Genomic DNA, 20,349 nt, shown 5'->3' on the forward strand with positions numbered 1-20,349 from the left:
ACGCCGATTGCAGCCAGAAGTGACCCGCCCGTGTCAGACACCCCCGTCCAAACCCGCAAGACCCAGTCGCGCAACGATCGTGTCGTTGCGCGCTGGCTGTGGGACGGGTTCATCCGCAAACGCCTGCATTTCATTGCGCTGGCCGTGCTGTTCATGGTCATAGAAGCGGCCATGATGGGCGCCTTCAGCTACCTTGTGCAGCCCATGTTCGACGATGTGCTGGTCGAGGGGGAACGCGCGCGGGTTGTGTTTGTGGCGCTTGCCATGGCGCTTGTCTTTTTCGGGCGCGCCTTGGCGCGGCTTGTGCACAAATCCATCATGGCATGGCAGGCCGAACGCGCCATGGCAGAGTTGCAAGGCGATTTGCTGGCGCATCTGTCGACCTTGGACCAAGCGTTTTTCAAGCTGCACGCGCCCGGTATCCTTATCGAGCGTGTGCGCGGCGACTCTATCGCCATGATCATGGTGTTCAACGGCCTGATTACCGGCGCGGGTCGCGACGGTGCGGCGGTGATCGTGCTGCTGGGTGTCGCGCTCTGGACCGATTGGCAATGGACCTTGGCCGCCATCGCCGCGATCCCGGTCGTCGTCGTGCCGATCCTTGCGCTGCAACGCTTCATCCGCCGCCGCTCGCGCGAGGCGCGGCTGGCAGCGGCGGACAGCTCGAACCGGCTGGACGAGGCGTTTCATGGCATCGCCACGATCCAGCTGACGGGCACCGAGCGCCAAGAGCTGGGCCGGTTTCGCCAGATCATGGAAACCTTTGCCCGCAAGGCCACCCGCGCTGCGGTCGGTCAGGCGTCGGTCAGCACGGTGATGGATTTCGCCGCGGCACTTGGCTTTGCGCTTGTGCTGATCGTGGGTGGCTTCCAGATCATTGAGGGCACGCGCACGGTCGGGCAGTTCATGTCCTTCTTCACCGCGCTGGGCCTGTTGTTCGACCCGATGCGCCGCCTCTCGGCACTGTCGGCGGAATGGCAGAATATCCTTGCTTCGCTGGAGCGCACGCATGGGCTGTTGCAGGTTGTGCCCAAGGTCGTCAGCCCGCCCATGCCAGCCGCAACGCCGCCCGCCCGCGATGCCGCGCGTGTCGAATTGCGCGATGTGTCCTTCGGCTATGATGACACGCCGGTGTTACGGGGGCTTTCGCTGGTGGCCGAAGCGGGCCAGACCACGGCCATCGTCGGGCCTTCCGGCGCGGGCAAAACCACCATCTTCACGCTGCTGACCCGTTTGGCCGATGTGCAGTCGGGGCAGGTGCTGATCGGCGATCAGGATGTGCGCGACTATGATCTGGCAGAGCTGCGCGCGCTGTTTTCCGTGGTCAGCCAGGACACGGCGCTGTTTGATGAGACCATCCGCGACAACGTCACCCTTGGCGCGGGCGAGGTCAGCGAGGCCGCGCTGCAAGCCGCGCTGGACGATGCCCATGTGACCGATTTCCTGCCCAACCTGCCCGATGGGCTGGACACGCTGGCAGGTCCGCGCGGATCATCCTTGTCGGGCGGGCAGCGTCAGCGCGTGGCGATTGCGCGGGCGCTGTTGCGCAACGCGCCGATCCTTCTGCTGGACGAGGCGACCAGCGCGCTCGACGCGAAATCCGAATTGCTAGTGCAAGATGCGCTGGACCGTCTGGCGCAGGGCCGCACCACGCTGGTAATCGCACACAGGCTGTCGACGGTGAGGCGCGCCGACAAGATCGTGGTCATGGACCGGGGCCGCGTGGTCGAGCAGGGCACGCATGACGAATTGCTGGCGCAAGGCGGGGCTTATGCGCGGCTATATGCCATCCAGTTCGGCCAGGACGAACAGGAAGATCAGGCGAATTCGCCCTGAACACACCAGCCATCGCGCTGGGGCGTGTGAAACAGCCACAGCCGTGCGCCCCGATCCGTCTGCACCCGCCAATAGTCGCGCATCCCCGAGCGCCAGTTCGGGTCATCCAGCCACCATTCGGGGGTCAGGCGCTCTGGCCCGCTGGCGGCCACCACCTGCCATGTCTGCCCCCGCCACTTGAACCGACGCGGCAATGCGCGCCCGCTGCCCGCGATGGGTTCGGGCGGGAACATCACCAAGGGGCGCTGTGTGCGCGCGGGCGGCCAATCGGGGGCAGGGTCGCTATAGGCGGCGGCCGCAACGGTGAACGCCTTTTCCGGAATATGGCTATCGGCGGGCAACAGGCGCTGGACATGGTCAAACCCCAGCCGGTTGCCGAGCCGCGAGATCAGGTCGGCCAGATCGTCTTGCGCCTGTGCGCCGCCGGTCGTGACCTGCTGCAAGGGCAGGGGGCTTGTGTCGGGCGCGCATAGCCGCATCGCGTCTATGCCAAAGCCCGCATCCACCCCATCCAGCGCGCGGTCGAATAGCGGTGCTATATCGCCCGCGTCGCGCATGGGCCGCGCCAGCCGGATTTCCAGCCGCACCGCTTGCCCATCGACACGCGACAGGTCCAGCACCAGCCGTCGCGCGCCCATTTCGGCCCGGTGCAAATGCTGGCACAGCCGCTCCAGCAAACGCGTAAGGGCCGCTTGCAGGTCGCCCAGCAGGCCGATCGGGTCAGGCAGCGACAGGCGCACCGCCATCACGGGCGGCGCGGGCGGGGGGGCTACGGGTTCGGGCAGGTCGCCCATGGCCTGATCCAGCCGTTGCAGCAACGTGGCCCCGAAGCGCCGTGCCAAGGGCGCGCGCGGCATCTGCGCCAGGTCGCGCACCCGGCGCAGGCCCAGCCGTTCCAGTGCGGCCAGCATCTTCGCATCCAGCCGCAGCGCCGCCAAGGGCAGCGGGCCAAGGGCCGCGCGGGTGCTGCCCGGCGCGATAATCCCACCGCCCGCCACATGCGCCATGGCCCAGGCCGCGCCGCGCGTATCGGCCAGACCCGCGCGCGCGGTAAAGCCCATGCGCGCCAACCGCGCCAGCAGGTCGTCGCGCAGCGCCGCTTCCCCGCCCATCAGATGCGCGGCACCCGTGATGTCCAGCGCCAGCCCGTCCGCGCCATCGCACGCGGCCCATGGGCAGTAGCGCAGCGCCCAGCGGCGTAAAGACTCCAGCGTCTGCGCGGTGCGGTGCGGGTCGGCGGGCCGGGTCAGCAGATCGGGGCAAATGGCGCGCGCATCCGCCAGCCCCATGCCCCGCGAAAGCCCCAACCCTTCGGCCTGCGCGTTCAGGCAGACCAGCCGCTCCGCGCCGCGCTGCCGCTCGATCATGGCAAAGGGCGCGTCCAGCCCCAACCGGCGCAGGGCCAGTTCCGATTGCAGGCGGGGCAGCCAGATCACGATGATACGGCGTTGGGCGGGCATGGCGATTCCAGATGTTCCGCATTTGTTCTATCGCATTCCCGCGTTCCGGTCGAGCGTCAGGTGCATTGCAAATCGCGCCCCGATGCCGCATATCCCAACAAACTGCGTTGGAGTGGGTGATGAACTACCTCGAATTCGAAAAGCCCTTGGCCGAGATCGAAGGCAAGGCCGCAGAATTGCGCGCCATGGCCGAAGCCAACCCCGATGTGCAGATCGAGAAAGAGGCCGCCGCCCTTGATGCCAAGGCGCAGAAGATGCTGGTGGACATGTATAAATCCCTGTCGCCCTGGCGCAAATGCCAGGTCGCGCGCCACCCGGACCGGCCCCATTGCAAGCGCTATATCGACACGCTGTTCGACGAATTCACGCCGCTGGCCGGCGACCGGGGCTTTGCCGAGGACGAGGCCATCATCGGCGGGCTGGCGCGGTTGAACGATCGCCCGGTCATGGTTATCGGGCAGGAAAAGGGGCATGACACGCAAAGCCGCATCCGCCGCAATTTCGGCATGGCGCGCCCCGAAGGCTACCGCAAGGCGATCCGGCTGATGGACATGGCCGACCGCTTCGGCCTGCCCGTGGTGGCGCTGGTCGATACGCCCGGCGCTTACCCCGGCAAGGGCGCGGAAGAGCGCGGGCAAGCCGAGGCCATCGCGCGCTGCACCCAGAAATGCCTGTCGCTGGGCGTGCCGATGGTATCGGTCATCATCGGCGAAGGCGGATCGGGCGGTGCCGTGGCACTGGCCACCGCGAACCGTATCGCGATGCTGGAGCATTCGGTTTACTCGGTCATCAGCCCCGAGGGCTGCGCGTCGATCCTGTGGAAAGACGCCGAGAAAATGCGCGAAGCCGCCGAGGCGCTGCGCCTGACCGCGCAAGACCTGCTGAAACTGGCCGTGATAGACAGGGTCATTCCCGAGCCGATGGGCGGCGCGCAGCGTGATCCCGACACAACCGTGCGCGCCGTGGGCAGCGCCATTGCGGCCATGCTGGCCGAGATGGATGGCAAAAGCCCCGACAAGCTGCGCCGCGACCGCCGCCGCAAGTTTCTGGATATGGGCAGCAAGGGGCTGGCGGCTTAACCGTCGCCCATTTCGCTGTCATCGGTATGGCCCAGCAGGTGTTCGGGCATCACCTTGCGGCTGCGCGCGCCCAACTGGCGCAATTCATCTGCCTGCCGCAACACATTGCCTGCCCCGGTAGACATGCGCTTCATCGCCTCTGCCTGACTGTCGCTTGCCCGTTGCAGATGCTTGCCGATATCGTCGATGCTTTCCACCACCGACACGAACTTGTCATGCAGCTTGCCCGCTCGGTCCACGATCACCTCGACATTCTTGTTGCGTGTGTCGATGGTCCAGAGGTGATCGACGATCTTCAGGATCGGCATCAGCGTGCTGGGCGTCAGGATATGGATCCGCTTTTCGGCTGCTTCCAGCACCAGATCGGGCGCGCGTGACAGGGCGGCGGTCAAGGCGCCCTCGATCGGCAGGAACATCAGGACGGAATCGATATTGTCGAAGCCCAACTGGTCGTAAGACTTGCGCGAAAGCGTTGCCATATGCGCGCGCACGGCGGCGACATGGCGTTTGAGTGCCTCTTCCTCTGCGACCGGGTCATCGGCGGCCATCATCATGTCCTGATAGGCCACCAGCGTGACCTTGGAATCGATCACCACGTCACGCGCGCCGGGCAGATGCACGACAATATCGGGCACAAGGCGCTGGCCATCCTCGTTGATCTTGGTGGCCTGCTTGGTGAAATGCGTGCCCTCGACAAGGCCCGCGGATTCGAGCACACGCTCCAGGATCGTCTCGCCCCAATTGCCTTGGCGTTTGCGGTCGCCGCGCAGGGCCAGCGTCAGGCTGTGGGCCTCTTCCGACAATTCCTTGGCTTTCGCCTGCATCAGTTGAATCTGCTGCCCAAGGCTTTGGCGTTCGCGCTCGGCCTTTTCAGTCATGTCCTTCAGGCCGGATTTCAGGAAACCCAATTCCTGCTTGAAGGGCGAAAGCAGCTTTTCCAGCTCGTCCTTCTGCGCCTGTGTCGTCGCCCGGCCTTGGTTTTGCAAAATCTCGGACGAGATGGCCTTGAACTGGTTGACGAATTGCGCGCGGTTCTGCTCGATCTCGGCGCTCAGCTCGGCATGTTTGCGGCGTTGGGTGTCCAGCGTTTCCTCCAGCACCCGCTTGTCGGTCGTCAGCGCCGCATTGGTATCGCGCAGGGCTGTGATCTGCTCTTGCGCGCGGGCAAGATCCGCTTCCAGCCGAGTGATCTGGTCCTTGAAGCTGCTCTCGGCGCGTTCCAGCGCCGTGGCGTGGCGGTGCTTCGCGGCTTCAAGCTGGTCGCTGATATTGTCGCATTGCGTGCCAAGCCGCGCGGTCGTGATCTGCTCTGCCGACAGTGCCGCGCGCAGGCTGTCGCGTTCCCCTGTCGCTTGCGCCAGCGCGCCTTGCAGATGCGTGACTTCGGTCTTGGCGCGGGCCAGATCGGCAGCCAGTTGCGGGTCGATCACGGGCTTGGGCGGCTTGCGAAAGACAAGGAACAAGATGGCCAGCACCGCCAAGGCCAGCAGGATCAGGATCACCTGCTCGGAATTGGCGAGGATGTCTTGCCAAAGCTGTTCCAGACTGGCTTGCACGCGTGCACCTTTCGGATTGGGCTGTCGCCCCGACCTCGCCCGTCCGGCGGGCGAAAGTCAAGGCGCAGGACGCACCAGAATCGTCTTGTGGCAGGGCGGCGAATAGTGTTATTCGGCAGCCCAGAGCGGGTATGGTGTAGTGGTAGCGCGCCGGCTTCCCAAGCCTGAAGTGCGGGTTCGATTCCCGCTACCCGCTCCAGCAATTCCGAAAATCTTGTCTTTCTGTGGCCGGGCATTTGCGGCATCTTCACCTGTGCAGGCAATAGGTGAGCGTGACGTGGCAAGGCTTTCACAGGCGGAACAGGGGTTTCTGGAGGACATCCTGTCCATGTCGCGCGCGCGCCCCGGACCGATGGGGCAGGGCAGTTTCGCACAAGGCTCTGTCCTGTTCCAAAGCGCGGATTTCGACGGCGGCACGACCCGCGACCGCACCGGCGGCGTTGGGGCGTTTCGGCGCGACGCGGGCCAATGGGTGCAAACCGCAGAGGCGCATAAACCCTTGCGAAACCTTGGAACCTTGCAGGCGCTGCAAACCATGGGGGCGCAGGGCGTCGTGCATATGGACCTGCAAGACGCGCGCATTCTGGGCACGCCGCAGCGCCCCGTGCCCGCGCCGCTTCTGTGCTATTGCCGCCTGCCGCAGGCGCAGAATGTCGCGCTTTGGCCCTTGCCGCGCTACCACGACTTTGGCACCCAACGCTTCCTTGGCAAAACGCCGCCCGATCACATTGCGTTTGAGGACAAGCAGGATGCGGTTGTCTGGCGCGGTGCCTTGTCGGGGAAAACCCGGCCTACGGGCGGGGGCGGGAAGAACTGCATGGTCCTGATCTCCACGCTGGAAGCGGCCAAGAGCGCCGAGGAAGCGCCCCCGATCATCGCGGAGCTACGCCTGAACCCGCGTTTCGGGGTGGTGTTCGATCGCACCGGCCAGCCCGGTTTCGACCTGGGCCTGACCTGCGACGAGCGGTTGACCGCGATCCTGACCCGCCACGGCCTGGGCCATATCGCGGCCCCGTGGAAGCCCATGTCCTATCAGCGTCAGTTTCGCTACATCCTCAGCATACGCGGGAATGACACGGGGTCGAACTTCATCCCGGCGCTGGACAGCAATTCGGTGGTCCTGCGCGAAGAGGACGGGTGGGAGTTGTTCTATTCCGCCGCTATCCGCCCGTGGGAGCATTACATCCCGCTCGCACCCTTGCTAACGGATCTGGACGAAAAGCTGGATTGGGCGCGCGCTAACCCTGCCGAATGCAAGGCCATCGCCGCCCGCGCGAAAGCGCTTTGCGCTTTGCTGGGCGATGCGCGGTTGCGCGACCTGCATCTGCGCGCCGTCTATGACGATTACCGCGCCTTGGCAGGGTAGATATATGGGGGCAGGGTAGCGACACGGGCTGCCCCGCCGCCACAGAGATAGGCCGCTGACGCTGCGGAAAGAGGCTTTTGGTTGCAAAAGCGACAAACCCCCCTCGACTTGCGGCACCAGTGCTGGCAACCTGTGGCAATTCCGCGCGGCCTGTCGGGCCGTGCAGGGACCGAAAAAAAACGACCAATAAACGACATGGGAGATACGACATGACTGCCATTTCCTTCCGCGGAGGGCTTGCCGGCGCGTTGCGTTTGGCCTCTGTTTCGGCGCTTGCGCTGAGCTTGGGGGCCGCTGCTGTCAGCGCCGAAACCATCCGCTGGGCGCGCGTCGGCGACTCGCTGACGCTGGACCCGCACAGCCAGAACGAAGGCCCGACGCACACGCTGGCGCATCACATTTATGAAACGCTGGTGGGCCGCGCGACCGATGGCTCTCTGACGCCGCGTCTGGCGACCGAATGGGGCATTCACCCCGATGACAACACGGTCTGGGTGTTCACCCTGCGCGACGGCGTGACCTTCCATGACGGCACGCCTCTGATCGCCGATGACGTGGTCTTTTCGCTGAACCGCGCGCGGGGCGAGACGTCGGACATGAAAGGCCTGCATGCCGGTGTGGTCGAAGTGACCGCGCCCGATGCGATGACCGTGCATATCAAGATGGAAGGTCCGGCACCGCTTTATGTGCAGAACCTGACCAACACCTTCATCATGTCCAAGGCCTGGGCCGAAGCGAATGGCGCGGTCGAGGCGCAGGATTTCGCGGCGGGTGAGGAAAGCTATGCCGTGCGCAACGCCAATGGCACCGGCCCCTACATGCTGGTCGAGCGTGAGCCGGAAGTGCGTACCGTGCTGCAAGCGTTCGAGGGCCATTGGGACGAAGCGCCCCAAGTGACCGAGATCATCTACACCCCCATCGCCGAAGCCGCGACCCGTGTTGCCGCGCTCTTGTCGGGCGAAGTGGACATCGTGCAGGACGTGCCGGTGCAAGACATCCAGCGGCTGGAGCAGACGGACGGCATCAAGGTCGAATTCGGCCCGGAAAACCGCGTCATCTTCTTTGCCTATGACATGGGGTCCGAAGACCTGCTGACCGCAAGCGTCGAGGGCAACCCCTTCGCCAACCCGCTGGTGCGCGAGGCGATGCATCTGGCCGTGGACCGCGACGCGATCCGTCAGGTCGTGATGCGCGGCCAGTCGCTGCCCACGGGCGTGGCCATGCCGCCCTTCGTGAACGGCTGGACCGAAGAGCTGGATGCCTATCCCGCGCCCGATCTGGAACGCGCGCAGGCGCTGATGGCCGAAGCGGGCTATGCCGATGGTTTCTCGGTCGATCTGCACACGCCGAATGACCGCTACCTGAACGACGAGGCGATCAGCCAGGCGCTGGTGGGTATGCTGGCCCGGATCGGGATCAACGCGAACCTTGTGTCGCAGACCCGCTCCATGCATTTCCCGCTGATCCAGAACCGCGAGACGGATTTCTACCTGCTGGGTTGGGGCGTGCCGACCTTCGACAGCCAGTATGTGTTCGACTTCCTTGTGCACAGCACCGAAGACGCACGCGGCGGCTGGAACGGCTCGCGCTATTCCAACCCCGAGGTGGATGCGCTGGTCAAGGCCATGGCGACAGAAACCGATCTGGACGCGCGCGACGCGATGATCGCGCAGGTCTGGGAACAGGTGCAGGCGGATCGCGTCTTCCTGCCGATCCACAACCAGACGCTGGCCTATGCCATGCGCGAGGGGATCAACCTGCCGGTGCACCCGGAAAACCAGCCGTCCATGGCAGATGTCACCTTTGACTGATCGCTAGACGACACAGACGCGCGCGAGGCCGTAACGCCCCGCGCGCGTTTCCATTTTTCGGTGCAGGGAACACATCATGCTGGCCTTTGTCCTTCGCAGGGTGGCGCAATCGCTGGTCGTCATGCTGGTCGTGGCGCTGGTGTCATTCGCGCTGTTTCGCTATGTGGGCGACCCGATTTCGACCATGATGGGGCAGGAAGCCACCATCGCCGACCGCGAAGCCTTGCGCGAACGGTTGGGCCTGAACGACCCGTTCGTGGTGCAGTTCTTCAACTTCGTCACCCGCGCCGCGCAGGGCGATTTCGGCATTTCCTACCGCCTGCAACAGCCGGTGATGGAGCTGATCCTGTCACGCTTGCCCGCCACGCTGGAGCTTGCGCTGGTGTCGGGCCTGCTGGCCTTTGTGTTTGGCGTGGGCTTTGGCGTCTATACCGCGCTGAACCGCCGGGGGTGGCTGTCGACCACCATCATGAGCGTGTCGCTGATCGGTGTGTCATTGCCGACATTCCTGATCGGGGTGTTGCTGATCTGGCTGTTCGCGGTGGAACTGCAATGGCTGCCCAGTTTCGGGCGCGGCGATGTGGTGGCGCTGGGTGATTGGTGGACGACAGGCTTTCTGACGGATTCGGGTCGCGCGTCGCTTATCCTGCCCGCGATCACGCTGGGTCTGTACCAGATGACGCTCATCATGCGACTTGTCCGGGCCGAGATGCTGGAAGTGCTACGCACCGATTACATCAAATTCGCCCGCGCGCGCGGGCTGTCGAACCGCGCCATCCATTTCGGCCACGCGCTGAAGAACACGATGGTGCCGGTGATTACCATCACCGGGCTTCAGCTTGGCGCGATCATCGCCTTCGCCATCATCACCGAAACCGTGTTTCAATGGCCGGGTGTGGGGGCGCTGTTCATCAACTCGGTCCGCTTTGTCGATGTGCCGGTCATGGCCGCTTACCTGATGCTGATCGCCGTCATCTTCGTGGTGATCAACCTGATCGTGGACCTTTTGTATTACGCCGTTGACCCGCGCTTGCGCGTAGAGCGCGCGGGCGGCGGGCATTGAGGGGGGCATGGCCATGACAACCGACACGCAATCCCGCTTCGCCCGTGTCTGGGACAGCGATGTGATGTGGTCCTTCCGCCATAGCCCGGTGGCGATTGTCGCGGGGCTGGTTGTGTTGCTGATCGCGCTGGCGGCGATTTTCGCGCCGTGGATCGCACCCACCAACCCCTATGACCCGTCGCAACTGAACCTGATGGACGGCTTCACCCCGCCGATGGAACCCAACGCCTTCACCGGCAACAGCTACATCCTTGGCACGGACAACCAAGGGCGCGATGTGCTGTCGACCATCCTTTACGGCACGCGGATTTCGCTGTTCGTCGGCATCTCCGCGGTGCTGTTCGCCATGCTGTTGGGTATCACGGCGGGCCTGATCGCGGGCTATCGCGGCGGCTGGGTGGATGGGCTTTTGATGCGCATTGCCGATGTGCAGCTTTCCTTTCCGTCCATCCTGATCGCGCTTCTGATCTTCGGCGTCGCGCGTGGCCTGATCCCGCCCGCCTACCGCGAGACCATGGCCATCTGGGTGCTGATCGTGGCGATTGGCCTGTCCGACTGGGTTCAATTCGCCCGCGTGGTGCGCGGCGCGACGATGGTCGAGAAATCGAAGGAATACGTGCAAGCCGCCCGCGTGGTTGGCGCGCATCCGGCGAAGATCCTCATCAAGCATATCCTGCCCAATGTCATGGGGCCGGTGCTGGTGATTGCCACGATCGGGCTGGCGTTGGCGATCATCGCGGAAGCGACGCTCAGTTTCCTTGGCGTCGGTGTGCCGCCCACGCAGCCCTCGCTCGGGACGCTCATCCGCATCGGTCAGCAATACCTGTTCTCTGGCGAATGGTGGATCTTGCTGTTCCCGTCTATCGCACTTCTGGCGCTGGCATTGTCGGTCAACCTGCTGGGCGACTGGTTGCGCGATGCGCTGAACCCGAGGCTGCGCTGATGACCGGGGGAAAGATGCAAGAACCGCTACTCTCCGTCCGCGATCTGGTGGTCGAATTTCCGACCCGGCGCGGCACGCTGCGCGCGCTTGACCAAGTGTCTTTCGACATCGCTCCCGGCGAGGTCTTGGGCATGGTCGGCGAGTCTGGCGCGGGTAAATCGCTGACCGGGGCCGCGATCATCGGGCTGTTAGAGCCGCCGGGGCGCATTGCCGGCGGTGAAATCCGGCTGCGGGGCGAACGGATCGACACGCTCGCCCCTGAAGCGATGCGCCGCATCCGGGGCCGGCGCATCGGCATGGTGTTCCAAGACCCGCTGACCAGCCTGAACCCGCTTTACACCGTGGCGCGGCAGCTGATCCAAACCATCCGCACGCATATGGACGTGTCCGAGGCCGAGGCGCGCGCCCGCGCCGTGGCGCTTCTGGACCGCGTGGGAATTCCCGCTGCCGCGCGCCGGATAGACGACTACCCGCACCATTTCTCTGGCGGGATGCGGCAACGCGTGGTGATCGCGCTCGCCTTGGCGGCAGAGCCGGAACTCGTGATCGCGGATGAGCCGACAACGGCGCTCGACGTGTCGGTGCAAGCCCAGATCATCGACGTTCTGAAAGAGATTTGTGCCGAGCGTGGTGCATCCGTCATGCTGATTACCCATGATATGGGCGTGATCGCGGAAACCGCCGACCGGGTTGCCGTGCTTTATGCCGGGCGCATGGCCGAAATCGGCCCGGTGCGCGAGGTGATCCAGCACGCCCGCCACCCTTATACGCGCGGGCTGATGGGGGCGATCCCGACGCTGGAACAGACCAGCGACCGCTTGGTGCAAATCCCCGGTGCCATGCCGCGGCTGAACGCCATTCCCGCAGGCTGCGCGTTCAACCCGCGTTGCGATCAGGTGTTTGACCGCTGCCGGGCCGAACGGCCGCATCTGCGCGCGGCGGCCCCAGATCATCAGGTGGCCTGCTGGCTGACAGAGGAGGGGGGCGCATGACGCATCCGCTTGTTCAGGTCGAAGGGCTGACACGGCGCTTCGACATTTCGAAACCGTGGCTGAACCGGGTGCTGGAACGCGAAACCCGCCAATTCCTGACCGCCAATGCCGATGTGAATTTCAGCATTAACAAGGGCGAGACCTTTGCCCTTGTGGGCGAATCCGGCTCTGGCAAATCGACCATCGCCAAGATGATCGTGGGGCTGCTGGCCCCATCCGAAGGGCGCATCCTGTTCGACGGGAAGCCGATGGATTTCGCCAGCGGTGCCGACATGCGCGCGCTGCGCCGCCGCTTCCAGATGATCTTTCAAGACCCGTTCGCCAGTCTGAACCCGCGCTGGCGGGTGCGTGACATCGTGGCTGAACCCATCGTGACCTTCGGGTTGATGCAGGGCGCCGATGTCGCGCGCGAGGTGGACCGCCTGCTGGAAGTGGTGGGCCTGTCCGCCGCCGATGCCGCGAAATTCCCGCATGAATTTTCCGGCGGTCAGCGCCAGCGCATCGCCATCGCGCGGGCACTGTCCTCGAAGCCCGAATTCATTGTCTGCGACGAGCCGACCTCGGCGCTGGACGTTTCGGTTCAGGCGCAGATCCTGAACCTGATGCGCGATTTGCAGGATGAGTTCGGCCTGACCTACCTGCTGATTAGTCATGACCTGTCGGTCGTTCGGCATATGGCGAACCGCATCGGGGTGCTCTACCTGGGCCGCCTTGTCGAAGTGGCCGATGCCAAGCGCCTGTTTCTGGAACCGCAGCACCCCTATACGCGCATGTTGCTCGATGCCGTGCCGGACCTTGCCTTGTCGGGGCGGCGGCGCAAGCCTGTGCTGGGCGAGATCCCCAACCCCATCAACCCGCCATCGGGCTGCGCGTTTCACCCGCGCTGTCCGCTGGCCGCCGATATTTGCAAGGCTGACATCCCGAAACCGCGTGTCACCCCGACTGGACAGGCGGCATGTCATTTCGCAGGCCAAGCCGAGAGTGTGGCCTAAACATGTATCCTAGCTACATTTTTTCTTGCCCAGAATCCCTTCTGCCCCTAGCTTCATCTACGCAGGCAGGAAGATAACCCTGTCTCGGAAGACTTACTCCTCGTTCCCTCCTTTCGGCGGGGTCTTCCTGTCTGCACCTGTCGCGCGGGCTTGCAAAATCGGGTCCAAGGCGTGATAACAAGCCCAGCTTGAGATAGGGTTCACACCATGCGTGCACGTATTTACCGCCCCGCCCGCAACGCCATGCAGTCGGGCACGGCCAAGACAAAGCAATGGGTTCTGTCCTTTGCGCCGTCGCAGGCCCGCAAGATCGACCCGCTGATGGGCTGGACCAGTTCGGGCGACATGGACAGCCAGGTGACGCTGCGCTTTGATGATCGCGACAGCGCCGAAGCCTATGCCAAGGCACATGGCATCGACTACACCGTGGTCGAACCCAAGACCCGCCGCCCGAATATTCGCCCCACGGGCTATGCCGAGAATTTCGCGACCAACCGTCGGCAGGTCTGGACGCACTGACCCATCCATTGAGGGCATCGGCCATGCGCATCGGGTATCTGATGAACACCTACCCGGTGACAAGCGCCACCTTCATCCGCCGCGAGATCGCAGCGGTCGAAGCCTTGGGCGTCGAGGTGAAGCGTTTCGCGATAAGGCCTTGGCAAGAGCCGCTGATTGAAGCCGCCGACCGCGCAGAGGCCGCGAAAACCCATTACCTGCTGACCGCCGGTTCCCTGCGGCTTGTGGGCTACCTGCTGGCCGAGTTGCTGCGCAACCCGCGCGGTGTGCTGCACGCGCTTGGGGCGATGTGGGCCATGGCGCGCGCGGCGGGTCCGGGGGCATTTGTGCGGCATATGGCCTATCTTCTCGAAGCGGTGCATCTGAAACGCGCGGCCAAGGGCTGCGATCATATCCACGCGCATTTCACCACCAATACCGCCGCTGTTGCACTGCTGTGTCATCGTTTGGGCGGGCCGGGCTATTCCTTTACCGCGCATGGTCCCGATGAATTCGACGACCCCAAGGCATCTTCGCTGGCGCTGAAACTGGCAGAGGCGCGCTTTGCTGTCGCCATCACCCAATTCGCGCGCACGCGTCTGGCCTTGGCCGGGGGTGCGGCGATCTGGGACAAACTGCATGTCGTACATTGCGGGGTCGATGTCAGCGACCTGACGCCGACACCCCCGCCAGAGGGCGACGCGCCCTTTGTCTGCATAGGCCGTCTATGCCCGCAAAAGGCGCAGGTCTTGTTGGTGCAGGCCATGGCCGATGTGCTGGAAACCCATCCGCAGGCGCGGCTGGTCCTGATCGGCGATGGCGAAACCCGGTCCGAGATAGAGGCGCTGATCGCGCGCCATGGCTTGGCGCAGGCGGTCGAGTTGCGCGGTTGGGCCGATGGCGACGCGGTGAAAGCGGCGCTGAAGGCGTCGCGCGCGATGGTCTTGCCCAGCTTTGCCGAGGGGCTGCCCATCGTCATCATGGAAGCCTTCGCGCTGGGGCGGCCCGTGATCTCGACCTATATCGCGGGCATTCCCGAACTGGTGGACCGCGAAGCAGGATGGCTGGTGCCCGCGGGCGATGTGGCGGCCTTGGCAGACAGCTTGCGCAAATGTCTTGAAACGCCCATGCACCGGCTGGAAGCGATGGGCGAAAACGCCCGCGCCCGCGTGGAAGAGCGCCACGACCTGCGCGACAGCGCGCGCAGGCTGAAAGCATTGTTCAACGAGGCGACCAGCTAGGCGCGCCCCGCCGAGGCTGCTTAGTCGCGCAGCAATTCGTTTATCCCGGTTTTCGACCGAGTCTGTGCATCCACCCGCTTCACGATCACCGCGCAATACAGGTTCACGCCGTTCTTCGACGGCATCGACCCGGCCACGACCACCGAATAGGGCGGCACTTCGCCATACATCACTTCGCCGGTTTCGCGGTCCACGATCTTGGTGGATTTGCCGATGAAGACGCCCATGCCCAAGACCGAGCCTTCGCGCACGATGCAGCCTTCGACCACTTCGGACCGCGCGCCGATGAAGCAATTGTCCTCGATGATGGTCGGACCTGCCTGCATCGGCTCCAGCACGCCGCCGATGCCCACGCCGCCCGACAGGTGCACATTCTTGCCGATCTGCGCGCAGCTTCCCACGGTTGCCCAAGTGTCGACCATGGTGCCGCTATCGACATAGGCGCCAAGGTTCACGAAAGACGGCATCAGCACCACGCCGGGCGCGATATAGGCCGATTTGCGCACGATGCAGTTCGGCACGGCACGGAAGCCCGCGTCCTTCCAATCGGCCTTTTTCCAGTCGGCGAATTTGCTGTCGACCTTGTCCCACCAAGTGCCGCCCTGCGGGCCACCTTCGTGCTTTTCCATGTCTTTCAGCCGGAACCCCAACAGCACGGCCTTCTTGGCCCATTGGTTCACATGCCAGTCGCCATTCTCCTGACGCTCGGCCACGCGCAGCTTGCCGCTGTCCAAGGCGTCCAGCGTGGCCTCAATCGCGTCGCGGGCTTCGCCCTTGGTGTCGGGGGTAATCGTATCGCGGGCGTCCCACGCGGCTTCAATGGCGGACTCGAGGGCGGCGTTGTCGGTCATAGGGGCGCTCCATGGCTCTGGTCATCAGGGTGTGACGCATATAGCCTTAGTGCCAGACAACCGCAATTCCCGCATAACCCGCCCCGGAGGCCCATTTGAAAGACCGCGACATGCGCCACCCGTTCCCCGATGCCCGTCAGGATATGGACCTGTGGGATGGTGTGCCCGACACCCCTCAGACCCGGCACCCGGCCTATCGTCTGGCCTTTGCGGACCCTGATTTCCTTGTGCGCGACGAATTGCGGCCCGTGCGCTTGCAGCTGGAATTGCTCAAGCCCGAATTGCTGATGGCGGAGCGCGGCATTCAGTCCACCATCGTCATGTTCGGCGGTGCGCGCATTCCCCGGCCAGAGGATGCGGCAAAAGCCCGCACGCCCGTTTTGGCGGACCTGTCGCGCTTCTACGAGGAAGCGCGCAAATTCGCCTATGAGATGACGCTGCGGTCCGTGCAGGCCTATGGGCGCGAGGATGTGATTATCACCGGCGGTGGCCCGGGTGTGATGGAGGCGGGCAATCTGGGCGCAGAGCAGGCGGGCGGTGTCTCGATTGGTCTGAATATCGTGCTGCCGCATGAGCAGGCGCCAAATCCATATGTGACGCCCGACCTGACCTTCAACTTCCATTATTTCGCCATTCGCAAAATGCACTTCCTGATGCGCGCGAAGGCGATCACAGTGTTTCCGGGCGGCTTTGGCACGCTCGATGAAACCTTCGAGGCGCTGACGCTGATCCAGACCAAGCGCATGGCTAAGCTGCCCTTCATCCTGTTCGGGCGCGATTTCTGGTCCAAGGTCGTGAATTGGGACATGCTGGCAGAGGCCGGCACGATCAGCCCAGAGGATCTGAACCTGTTTCACATGGTCGATACCGCCGAAGAGGCGATTGCCGTGATCGACGGGTTTTCAGCGGATTAATCGCGTGGCGCGGCGGCGCGGCGCAAACGGTCGTTGATGGCCGCGCCTATGCCATGCTCTGGCACGGGCGCGATGGCGATGGGTTGGCCGGTTGCATCGGCATGGTGCAGCATCGCAAACAGGGCGCTAGCCGCTTCTTCCAGATCGCCCGTGGGCGAGAGCGACAGCGCAGCACCCGCGCAGTCCGGACCGAACCCGATCCAGATTTCATCGTCCTTCGGTTCGGTCACGTTCAACCGTACCCGCGCGGCGGGCGCGTAATGCGACAGCATTTGCCCCGGCGCGGCGATCTTGGTGTCGCTTCGGGCGCTGGGGGGCGGGCCCAAAATGCCCGCGATCTGTTCCGCGCTTATCCCGCCTTCGCGCAGCAGCACGGCCTCTTCGCCCTCAAAGCCCAAAATGGTCGATTCCACACCGACAGGGCAGGGGCCGCCGTCCAGCACCGCCGCGATCCGCCCGGCCAAGCCCGCCATGACATGCGCCGCTGTTGTCGGGCTGATCCGGCCAGACGGATTGGCCGAAGGGGCCGCGACTGGCCCGCCAAATTCCGCCAGCAGTGCGCGGGCCAGCGGGTGCGCAGGCACCCGCAGCGCGACCGTTGGCAAGCCCGCCGTCACGGCATCTGCCAGCCCATGACCCTCGCGCAAGGGCGCGACCAGTGTCAGCGCACCGGGCCAAAACGCGTGCGCGAGTTTGCGCGCAGCGTCGGGCAGGTTGGCAAACTGCGTCGCCCTGCCCAGACTGTCCACATGCACGATCAGCGGGTTATGCGCGGGCCGCCCCTTTGCCGCGAAGATCGCCGCGACAGAATCAGGGTTCCGCGCATCGCCCGCCAACCCGTAGACCGTTTCCGTGGGCATGGCGACAAGCTGCCCTGCACGCAGAAGTTGTGCTGCTCGCGCAACATCCGCGGGGCCAAGAAGCTCTGTTTGCGGCGATTTTTCCATAGCGTGACGTGGCGTTGGGGTTCTGCAAGGGCCAGCAACCCGCTATCAGTAGGGCAACATCCTGTCCAGCCTGACGGAGCGGCCCATGCCCTACACGCCCCCTTTGCGCGATTTCGACTTCATCCTTGAGCAGATCGTGGCTTTCGATCAGGTCCGCGCGACCGATCGCTTTGTAGAAGCGACGCCGGACATGGTTCAAGCCATCCTCTCCGAAGGCGGGCGGCTGTGTTCCGAGGTCATCGCCCCTCTGCGCCGCCCCGGCGACGTGACCCCCACGCGGCTGGAAAATGGTGCCGTCGTCAGCCCGCCCGGCTATGCCGAGGGCTTTGCTGCGCTGGCCGAGGGGGGCTGGATCGGGATTTCCGCCGATCCGGAGTTTGGCGGGATGGGAATGCCGCAAACCGTCTCGACCGCGTTTTATGAAATGATGTCGGCAGCTTGCCTGTCCTTGCAGATGAACCCGCTTCTGACCCAAGGCCAGATCGAGGCGCTGGAGCATCACGCATCCGACGACATAAAGGCGCTGTATCTGCCCAAGCTGATTTCCGGCGAATGGTCGGGCACGATGAACCTGACGGAACCGCAGGCGGGCACCGATCTGGCCGCGCTGCGGTCCAAGGCCGAACCGCAAGAGGACGGCACTTACCGCGTGTCGGGTCAGAAGATCTACATCTCTTGGGGCGATTGCGACTTTACGCAGAACATCTGCCACCTGGTGCTGGCGCGGCTGCCCGATGCGCCCGCCGGGTCCAAAGGGATCAGCCTGTTTCTGGTCCCAAAGATCATCCCGAACGCGGATGGCAGCCTTGGCGCGCCCAACAGCCTGCGCGTGGTCAGCCTGGAGCATAAGCTGGGTATTCACGGCTCTCCGACCTGCGTGATGGAGTATGAGGGCGCGACAGGCTGGTTGGTCGGCGCGCCGCATAAGGGGCTCGCCGCGATGTTTACCATGATGAACAACGCGCGTGTGGGCGTGGGCGTGCAGGGCATTGGCGCGGCCGAGGGGGCGTATCAGCACGCGCTGGCCTATGCGCAGGACCGCAAGCAAGGGCCAACGCCCAAGGGCGCGACCGCGATCATCGACCACCCCGATATTCGCCGCCAACTGGCGATCATGCGCGCCGAGGTCTTCGCGGCCCGTGCCATCGCGCTCGCGAATTGCGTGGCCATCGACATGGCCACGGCCACCGGGGGCGCGGGTTGGGCCGCGCGCGCGGGCTGGCTGACACCGATCACCAAGGCCTATGGCACCGATACCGGGATCGCCGTGTCGGACATGGGCATCCAGATCCATGGCGGGATGGGCTTCATCGAGGAAACGGGTGCGGCCCAATTCCTGCGCGATGTGCGCGTGACCGCGATTTACGAGGGCACGAACGCCATTCAGGCGCTGGACCTTGTGGGCCGCAAACTGGGCGATGGCGGCACGGCGGCCTTTGCACTGCTGGATGACATGGCGGACACGGCGCGCGCGTCCGATATGGGCGCGCCTGTGGCGGAGGCCGTGCAGGCGCTGCGCGTGGCGACCGAGTGGATGCTGTCGCAAGACATGCTGGCGCGCGCGGGCGGTGCGACCGCCTATCTGCGCGCCTTTGCGCGTGTGTTGGGCGCGCATATGCACCTGAAGGCGGCGCAGTCTGGCGAAGCGCCGCGGATTGCGTTGGCCCGCGTCTATCTGGACCACCTGCTGCCGGAACACAGCGCCCATCTGGCCGCGATGCGCGCCGACCCCGCCACCTATCTGAGCCTTGCGCCAGAGGATCTGACCGCGTGACACGCACGATCCGTTACCCGTTCGATGCCCCGCCCGACGAGGGCACGGCGCAAGAAATTGCGCCCGGCATCTTCTGGGCGCGGATGCCGCTGCCGATGGCGCTGGATCATGTCAATGTCTACGCGCTGGACGATGGCGATGGCTGGACCGTGTTCGACACGGGCTTCGACACCAAGCGCACGCGCGGTGCATGGGTCAAGCTTTTGGCCGGACCGCTGCGCGGCAAACCCGTAACGCGCGTGATCGTCAGCCACCACCACCCAGACCATATCGGGCTCGCTGGCTGGTTTCAGGCAGGGGGGGCCGAGCTTGCCACCTCGCGCACCGCATGGCTGTTCGCGCGGATGCTGACGCTGGACGATCAAGACCGCCCGCCGCCGGAAACGCTGGCCTTTTGGCGGGGCGCGGGAATGGACCCGGATATTCTGGCCAAGCGCGCCGGTGAGCGCCCGTTCAACTTCGCCGATGTTGTCGCGCCGCTGCCCTTGGGCTTCAAGCGCCTGTCAGAGGGCGATGTGCTGCGCGCGGGCGGGCGCGACTGGGACGTGCGGCTGGGCCAAGGCCACGCGCCCGACCAGATCACGCTTTGGAGTCGCGACTGCAACCTTGTGCTTGGGGCCGACCAGCTTTTGCCGTCGATCTCGCCCAATCTGGGGGTCTACGCGACCGAACCCATGGCCGACCCGGTGGCGGAATGGATGGACAGTTGCGCCCGGTTCCAGAGTGTCGCGCGACCGGACCATCTTGTGCTGCCCGGCCACAAGCTGCCCTTCACCGGGTTGCCCTTGCGGCTGCGCCAAAAAATCGACAACCACCATGGTGCGCTTGCCCGGCTGGAGGACTGCCTGTCGCAGCCCCGCCGCGCCAGCGAGTGCTTTGCACCGCTGTTCAAGCGTCAGATTACCGAAGGCACCTATGGGCTGGCCTTGGTCGAAGCGGTTGCGCATCTGAACCATTTGGAGCGCCAAGGCCGCGCCCGGCGCGAGATGGGGCCAGATGGCGCGTGGCTGTGGCGCAGGGTCTAAC

The 20,349-nt window shown here is 64.7% G+C and carries 17 protein-coding genes and 1 tRNA gene; 14 read left to right on the plus strand and 4 right to left on the minus strand.

Annotated features, from left to right (window positions below; all coding sequences use genetic code 11):
* Nucleotides 1-30 precede the first annotated feature (30 nt).
* Nucleotides 31-1,836 (plus strand): ABC transporter ATP-binding protein, encoded by a 1,806-nt coding sequence (locus J1C52_RS05990; RefSeq protein ID WP_227427026.1) that lies wholly within the window; start codon nt 31-33, stop codon nt 1,834-1,836.
* Here J1C52_RS05990 and J1C52_RS05995 read toward each other — a convergent pair.
* On the minus strand, nt 1,818-3,296 hold the full coding sequence (locus tag J1C52_RS05995) for a DNA polymerase Y family protein (RefSeq protein ID WP_227427027.1): 1,479 nt from the start codon (nt 3,294-3,296) through the stop codon (nt 1,818-1,820). The genes J1C52_RS05990 and J1C52_RS05995 overlap by 19 nt on opposite strands.
* A gap of 119 nt (nt 3,297-3,415) precedes the next feature.
* Here J1C52_RS05995 and J1C52_RS06000 point away from each other — a divergent pair, with 119 nt between their 5' ends.
* Nucleotides 3,416-4,375 (plus strand): acetyl-CoA carboxylase carboxyltransferase subunit alpha, encoded by a 960-nt coding sequence (locus tag J1C52_RS06000; RefSeq protein WP_227427028.1) that lies wholly within the window; start codon nt 3,416-3,418, stop codon nt 4,373-4,375.
* Here J1C52_RS06000 and rmuC read toward each other — a convergent pair.
* Nucleotides 4,372-5,931 (minus strand): DNA recombination protein RmuC, encoded by a 1,560-nt coding sequence (rmuC, locus tag J1C52_RS15145; protein WP_227427029.1) that lies wholly within the window; start codon nt 5,929-5,931, stop codon nt 4,372-4,374. The two genes, J1C52_RS06000 and rmuC, sit on opposite strands and share 4 nt — an antisense overlap.
* Nucleotides 5,932-6,056: 125 nt before the next feature.
* On the opposite strand from rmuC, the gene J1C52_RS06010 reads away from it, so the two are divergent.
* From J1C52_RS06010 to J1C52_RS06050, 9 genes are all read left to right on the plus strand, one after another.
* Nucleotides 6,057-6,130, plus strand: a tRNA-Gly gene (locus tag J1C52_RS06010).
* A gap of 78 nt (nt 6,131-6,208) precedes the next feature.
* A complete protein-coding gene (locus J1C52_RS15150) occupies nt 6,209-7,297 on the plus strand; it encodes a glycosyl transferase family 90 (protein WP_227427030.1) in 1,089 nt (362 codons plus the stop codon).
* A gap of 209 nt (nt 7,298-7,506) precedes the next feature.
* Nucleotides 7,507-9,108, plus strand: coding sequence for an ABC transporter substrate-binding protein (locus J1C52_RS06020; RefSeq protein ID WP_227427031.1), 1,602 nt, complete (start codon nt 7,507-7,509; stop codon nt 9,106-9,108).
* Nucleotides 9,109-9,184: 76 nt separating this feature from the next.
* Entirely contained in the window at nt 9,185-10,171 is a 987-nt protein-coding gene (locus J1C52_RS06025; protein WP_227427032.1) for an ABC transporter permease, read from the plus strand.
* Between the two features lie 13 nt (nt 10,172-10,184).
* Nucleotides 10,185-11,114, plus strand: a complete 930-nt coding sequence (locus J1C52_RS06030; protein ID WP_370633239.1) for an ABC transporter permease — start codon at nt 10,185-10,187, stop codon at nt 11,112-11,114.
* Nucleotides 11,115-11,128: 14 nt separating this feature from the next.
* Nucleotides 11,129-12,106 (plus strand): ABC transporter ATP-binding protein, encoded by a 978-nt coding sequence (locus J1C52_RS06035; protein ID WP_227427034.1) that lies wholly within the window; start codon nt 11,129-11,131, stop codon nt 12,104-12,106.
* On the plus strand, nt 12,103-13,098 hold the full coding sequence (locus J1C52_RS06040) for an ABC transporter ATP-binding protein (RefSeq protein WP_227427035.1): 996 nt from the start codon (nt 12,103-12,105) through the stop codon (nt 13,096-13,098). The genes J1C52_RS06035 and J1C52_RS06040 overlap by 4 nt, the downstream gene beginning before the upstream one ends.
* A 207-nt stretch (nt 13,099-13,305) precedes the next feature.
* Complete coding sequence (locus tag J1C52_RS06045) at nt 13,306-13,617, plus strand: ETC complex I subunit (RefSeq protein WP_227427036.1); 312 nt, start codon at nt 13,306-13,308, stop codon at nt 13,615-13,617.
* Nucleotides 13,618-13,640: 23 nt separating this feature from the next.
* Nucleotides 13,641-14,837 carry a glycosyltransferase family 4 protein gene (locus J1C52_RS06050; RefSeq protein ID WP_227427037.1) on the plus strand — a complete coding sequence of 399 codons (1,197 nt, stop codon included), beginning with the start codon at nt 13,641-13,643 and terminating at the stop codon, nt 14,835-14,837.
* A 20-nt stretch (nt 14,838-14,857) separates the two neighbouring features.
* Here the strand turns inward: J1C52_RS06050 and dapD are convergent, their stop codons facing one another.
* Nucleotides 14,858-15,688, minus strand: coding sequence for a 2,3,4,5-tetrahydropyridine-2,6-dicarboxylate N-succinyltransferase (gene dapD / locus J1C52_RS06055; RefSeq protein WP_227427038.1), 831 nt, complete (start codon nt 15,686-15,688; stop codon nt 14,858-14,860).
* A 95-nt stretch (nt 15,689-15,783) separates the two neighbouring features.
* Here dapD and J1C52_RS06060 point away from each other — a divergent pair, with 95 nt between their 5' ends.
* Entirely contained in the window at nt 15,784-16,602 is an 819-nt protein-coding gene (locus tag J1C52_RS06060; protein WP_227427039.1) for an LOG family protein, read from the plus strand.
* Here J1C52_RS06060 and J1C52_RS06065 read toward each other — a convergent pair.
* The gene (locus J1C52_RS06065; protein WP_227427040.1) at nt 16,599-17,549 is read right to left on the minus strand and encodes an L-threonylcarbamoyladenylate synthase; all 951 of its coding nucleotides are present in this window, start codon (nt 17,547-17,549) and stop codon (nt 16,599-16,601) included. The genes J1C52_RS06060 and J1C52_RS06065 overlap by 4 nt on opposite strands.
* 85 nt (nt 17,550-17,634) lie before the next feature.
* Here J1C52_RS06065 and J1C52_RS06070 point away from each other — a divergent pair, with 85 nt between their 5' ends.
* Together J1C52_RS06070 and J1C52_RS06075 are read left to right on the plus strand one after the other, a co-directional pair.
* Nucleotides 17,635-19,323, plus strand: coding sequence for an acyl-CoA dehydrogenase (locus J1C52_RS06070; RefSeq protein WP_227427041.1), 1,689 nt, complete (start codon nt 17,635-17,637; stop codon nt 19,321-19,323).
* On the plus strand, nt 19,320-20,348 hold the full coding sequence (locus J1C52_RS06075; protein WP_227427042.1) for an MBL fold metallo-hydrolase: 1,029 nt from the start codon (nt 19,320-19,322) through the stop codon (nt 20,346-20,348). Before J1C52_RS06070 ends, J1C52_RS06075 begins: the two co-directional genes overlap by 4 nt.
* Nucleotide 20,349: the final 1 nt, after the last annotated feature.

Source organism: Roseibaca sp. Y0-43 (assembly GCF_020667835.1).
Taxonomy (GTDB): Bacteria; Pseudomonadota; Alphaproteobacteria; order Rhodobacterales; family Rhodobacteraceae; genus Roseinatronobacter.

Bases quoted from the DNA above. Each gene is read 5' to 3' on its own strand.
- J1C52_RS05995 (WP_227427027.1), bottom strand. From the start codon at position 3,296: ATGCCCGCCCAACGCCGTATCATCGTGATCTGGCTGCCCCGCCTGCAA.
- J1C52_RS06000 (WP_227427028.1), top strand. From the start codon at position 3,416: ATGAACTACCTCGAATTCGAAAAGCCCTTGGCCGAGATCGAAGGCAAG.
- J1C52_RS06020 (WP_227427031.1), top strand. From the start codon at position 7,507: ATGACTGCCATTTCCTTCCGCGGAGGGCTTGCCGGCGCGTTGCGTTTG.
- J1C52_RS06025 (WP_227427032.1), top strand. From the start codon at position 9,185: ATGCTGGCCTTTGTCCTTCGCAGGGTGGCGCAATCGCTGGTCGTCATG.
- J1C52_RS06030 (WP_370633239.1), top strand. From the start codon at position 10,185: ATGACAACCGACACGCAATCCCGCTTCGCCCGTGTCTGGGACAGCGAT.
- J1C52_RS06035 (WP_227427034.1), top strand. From the start codon at position 11,129: ATGCAAGAACCGCTACTCTCCGTCCGCGATCTGGTGGTCGAATTTCCG.
- J1C52_RS06040 (WP_227427035.1), top strand. From the start codon at position 12,103: ATGACGCATCCGCTTGTTCAGGTCGAAGGGCTGACACGGCGCTTCGAC.
- J1C52_RS06045 (WP_227427036.1), top strand. From the start codon at position 13,306: ATGCGTGCACGTATTTACCGCCCCGCCCGCAACGCCATGCAGTCGGGC.
- J1C52_RS06050 (WP_227427037.1), top strand. From the start codon at position 13,641: ATGCGCATCGGGTATCTGATGAACACCTACCCGGTGACAAGCGCCACC.
- dapD (WP_227427038.1), bottom strand. From the start codon at position 15,688: ATGACCGACAACGCCGCCCTCGAGTCCGCCATTGAAGCCGCGTGGGAC.
- J1C52_RS06065 (WP_227427040.1), bottom strand. From the start codon at position 17,549: ATGGAAAAATCGCCGCAAACAGAGCTTCTTGGCCCCGCGGATGTTGCG.
- J1C52_RS06070 (WP_227427041.1), top strand. From the start codon at position 17,635: ATGCCCTACACGCCCCCTTTGCGCGATTTCGACTTCATCCTTGAGCAG.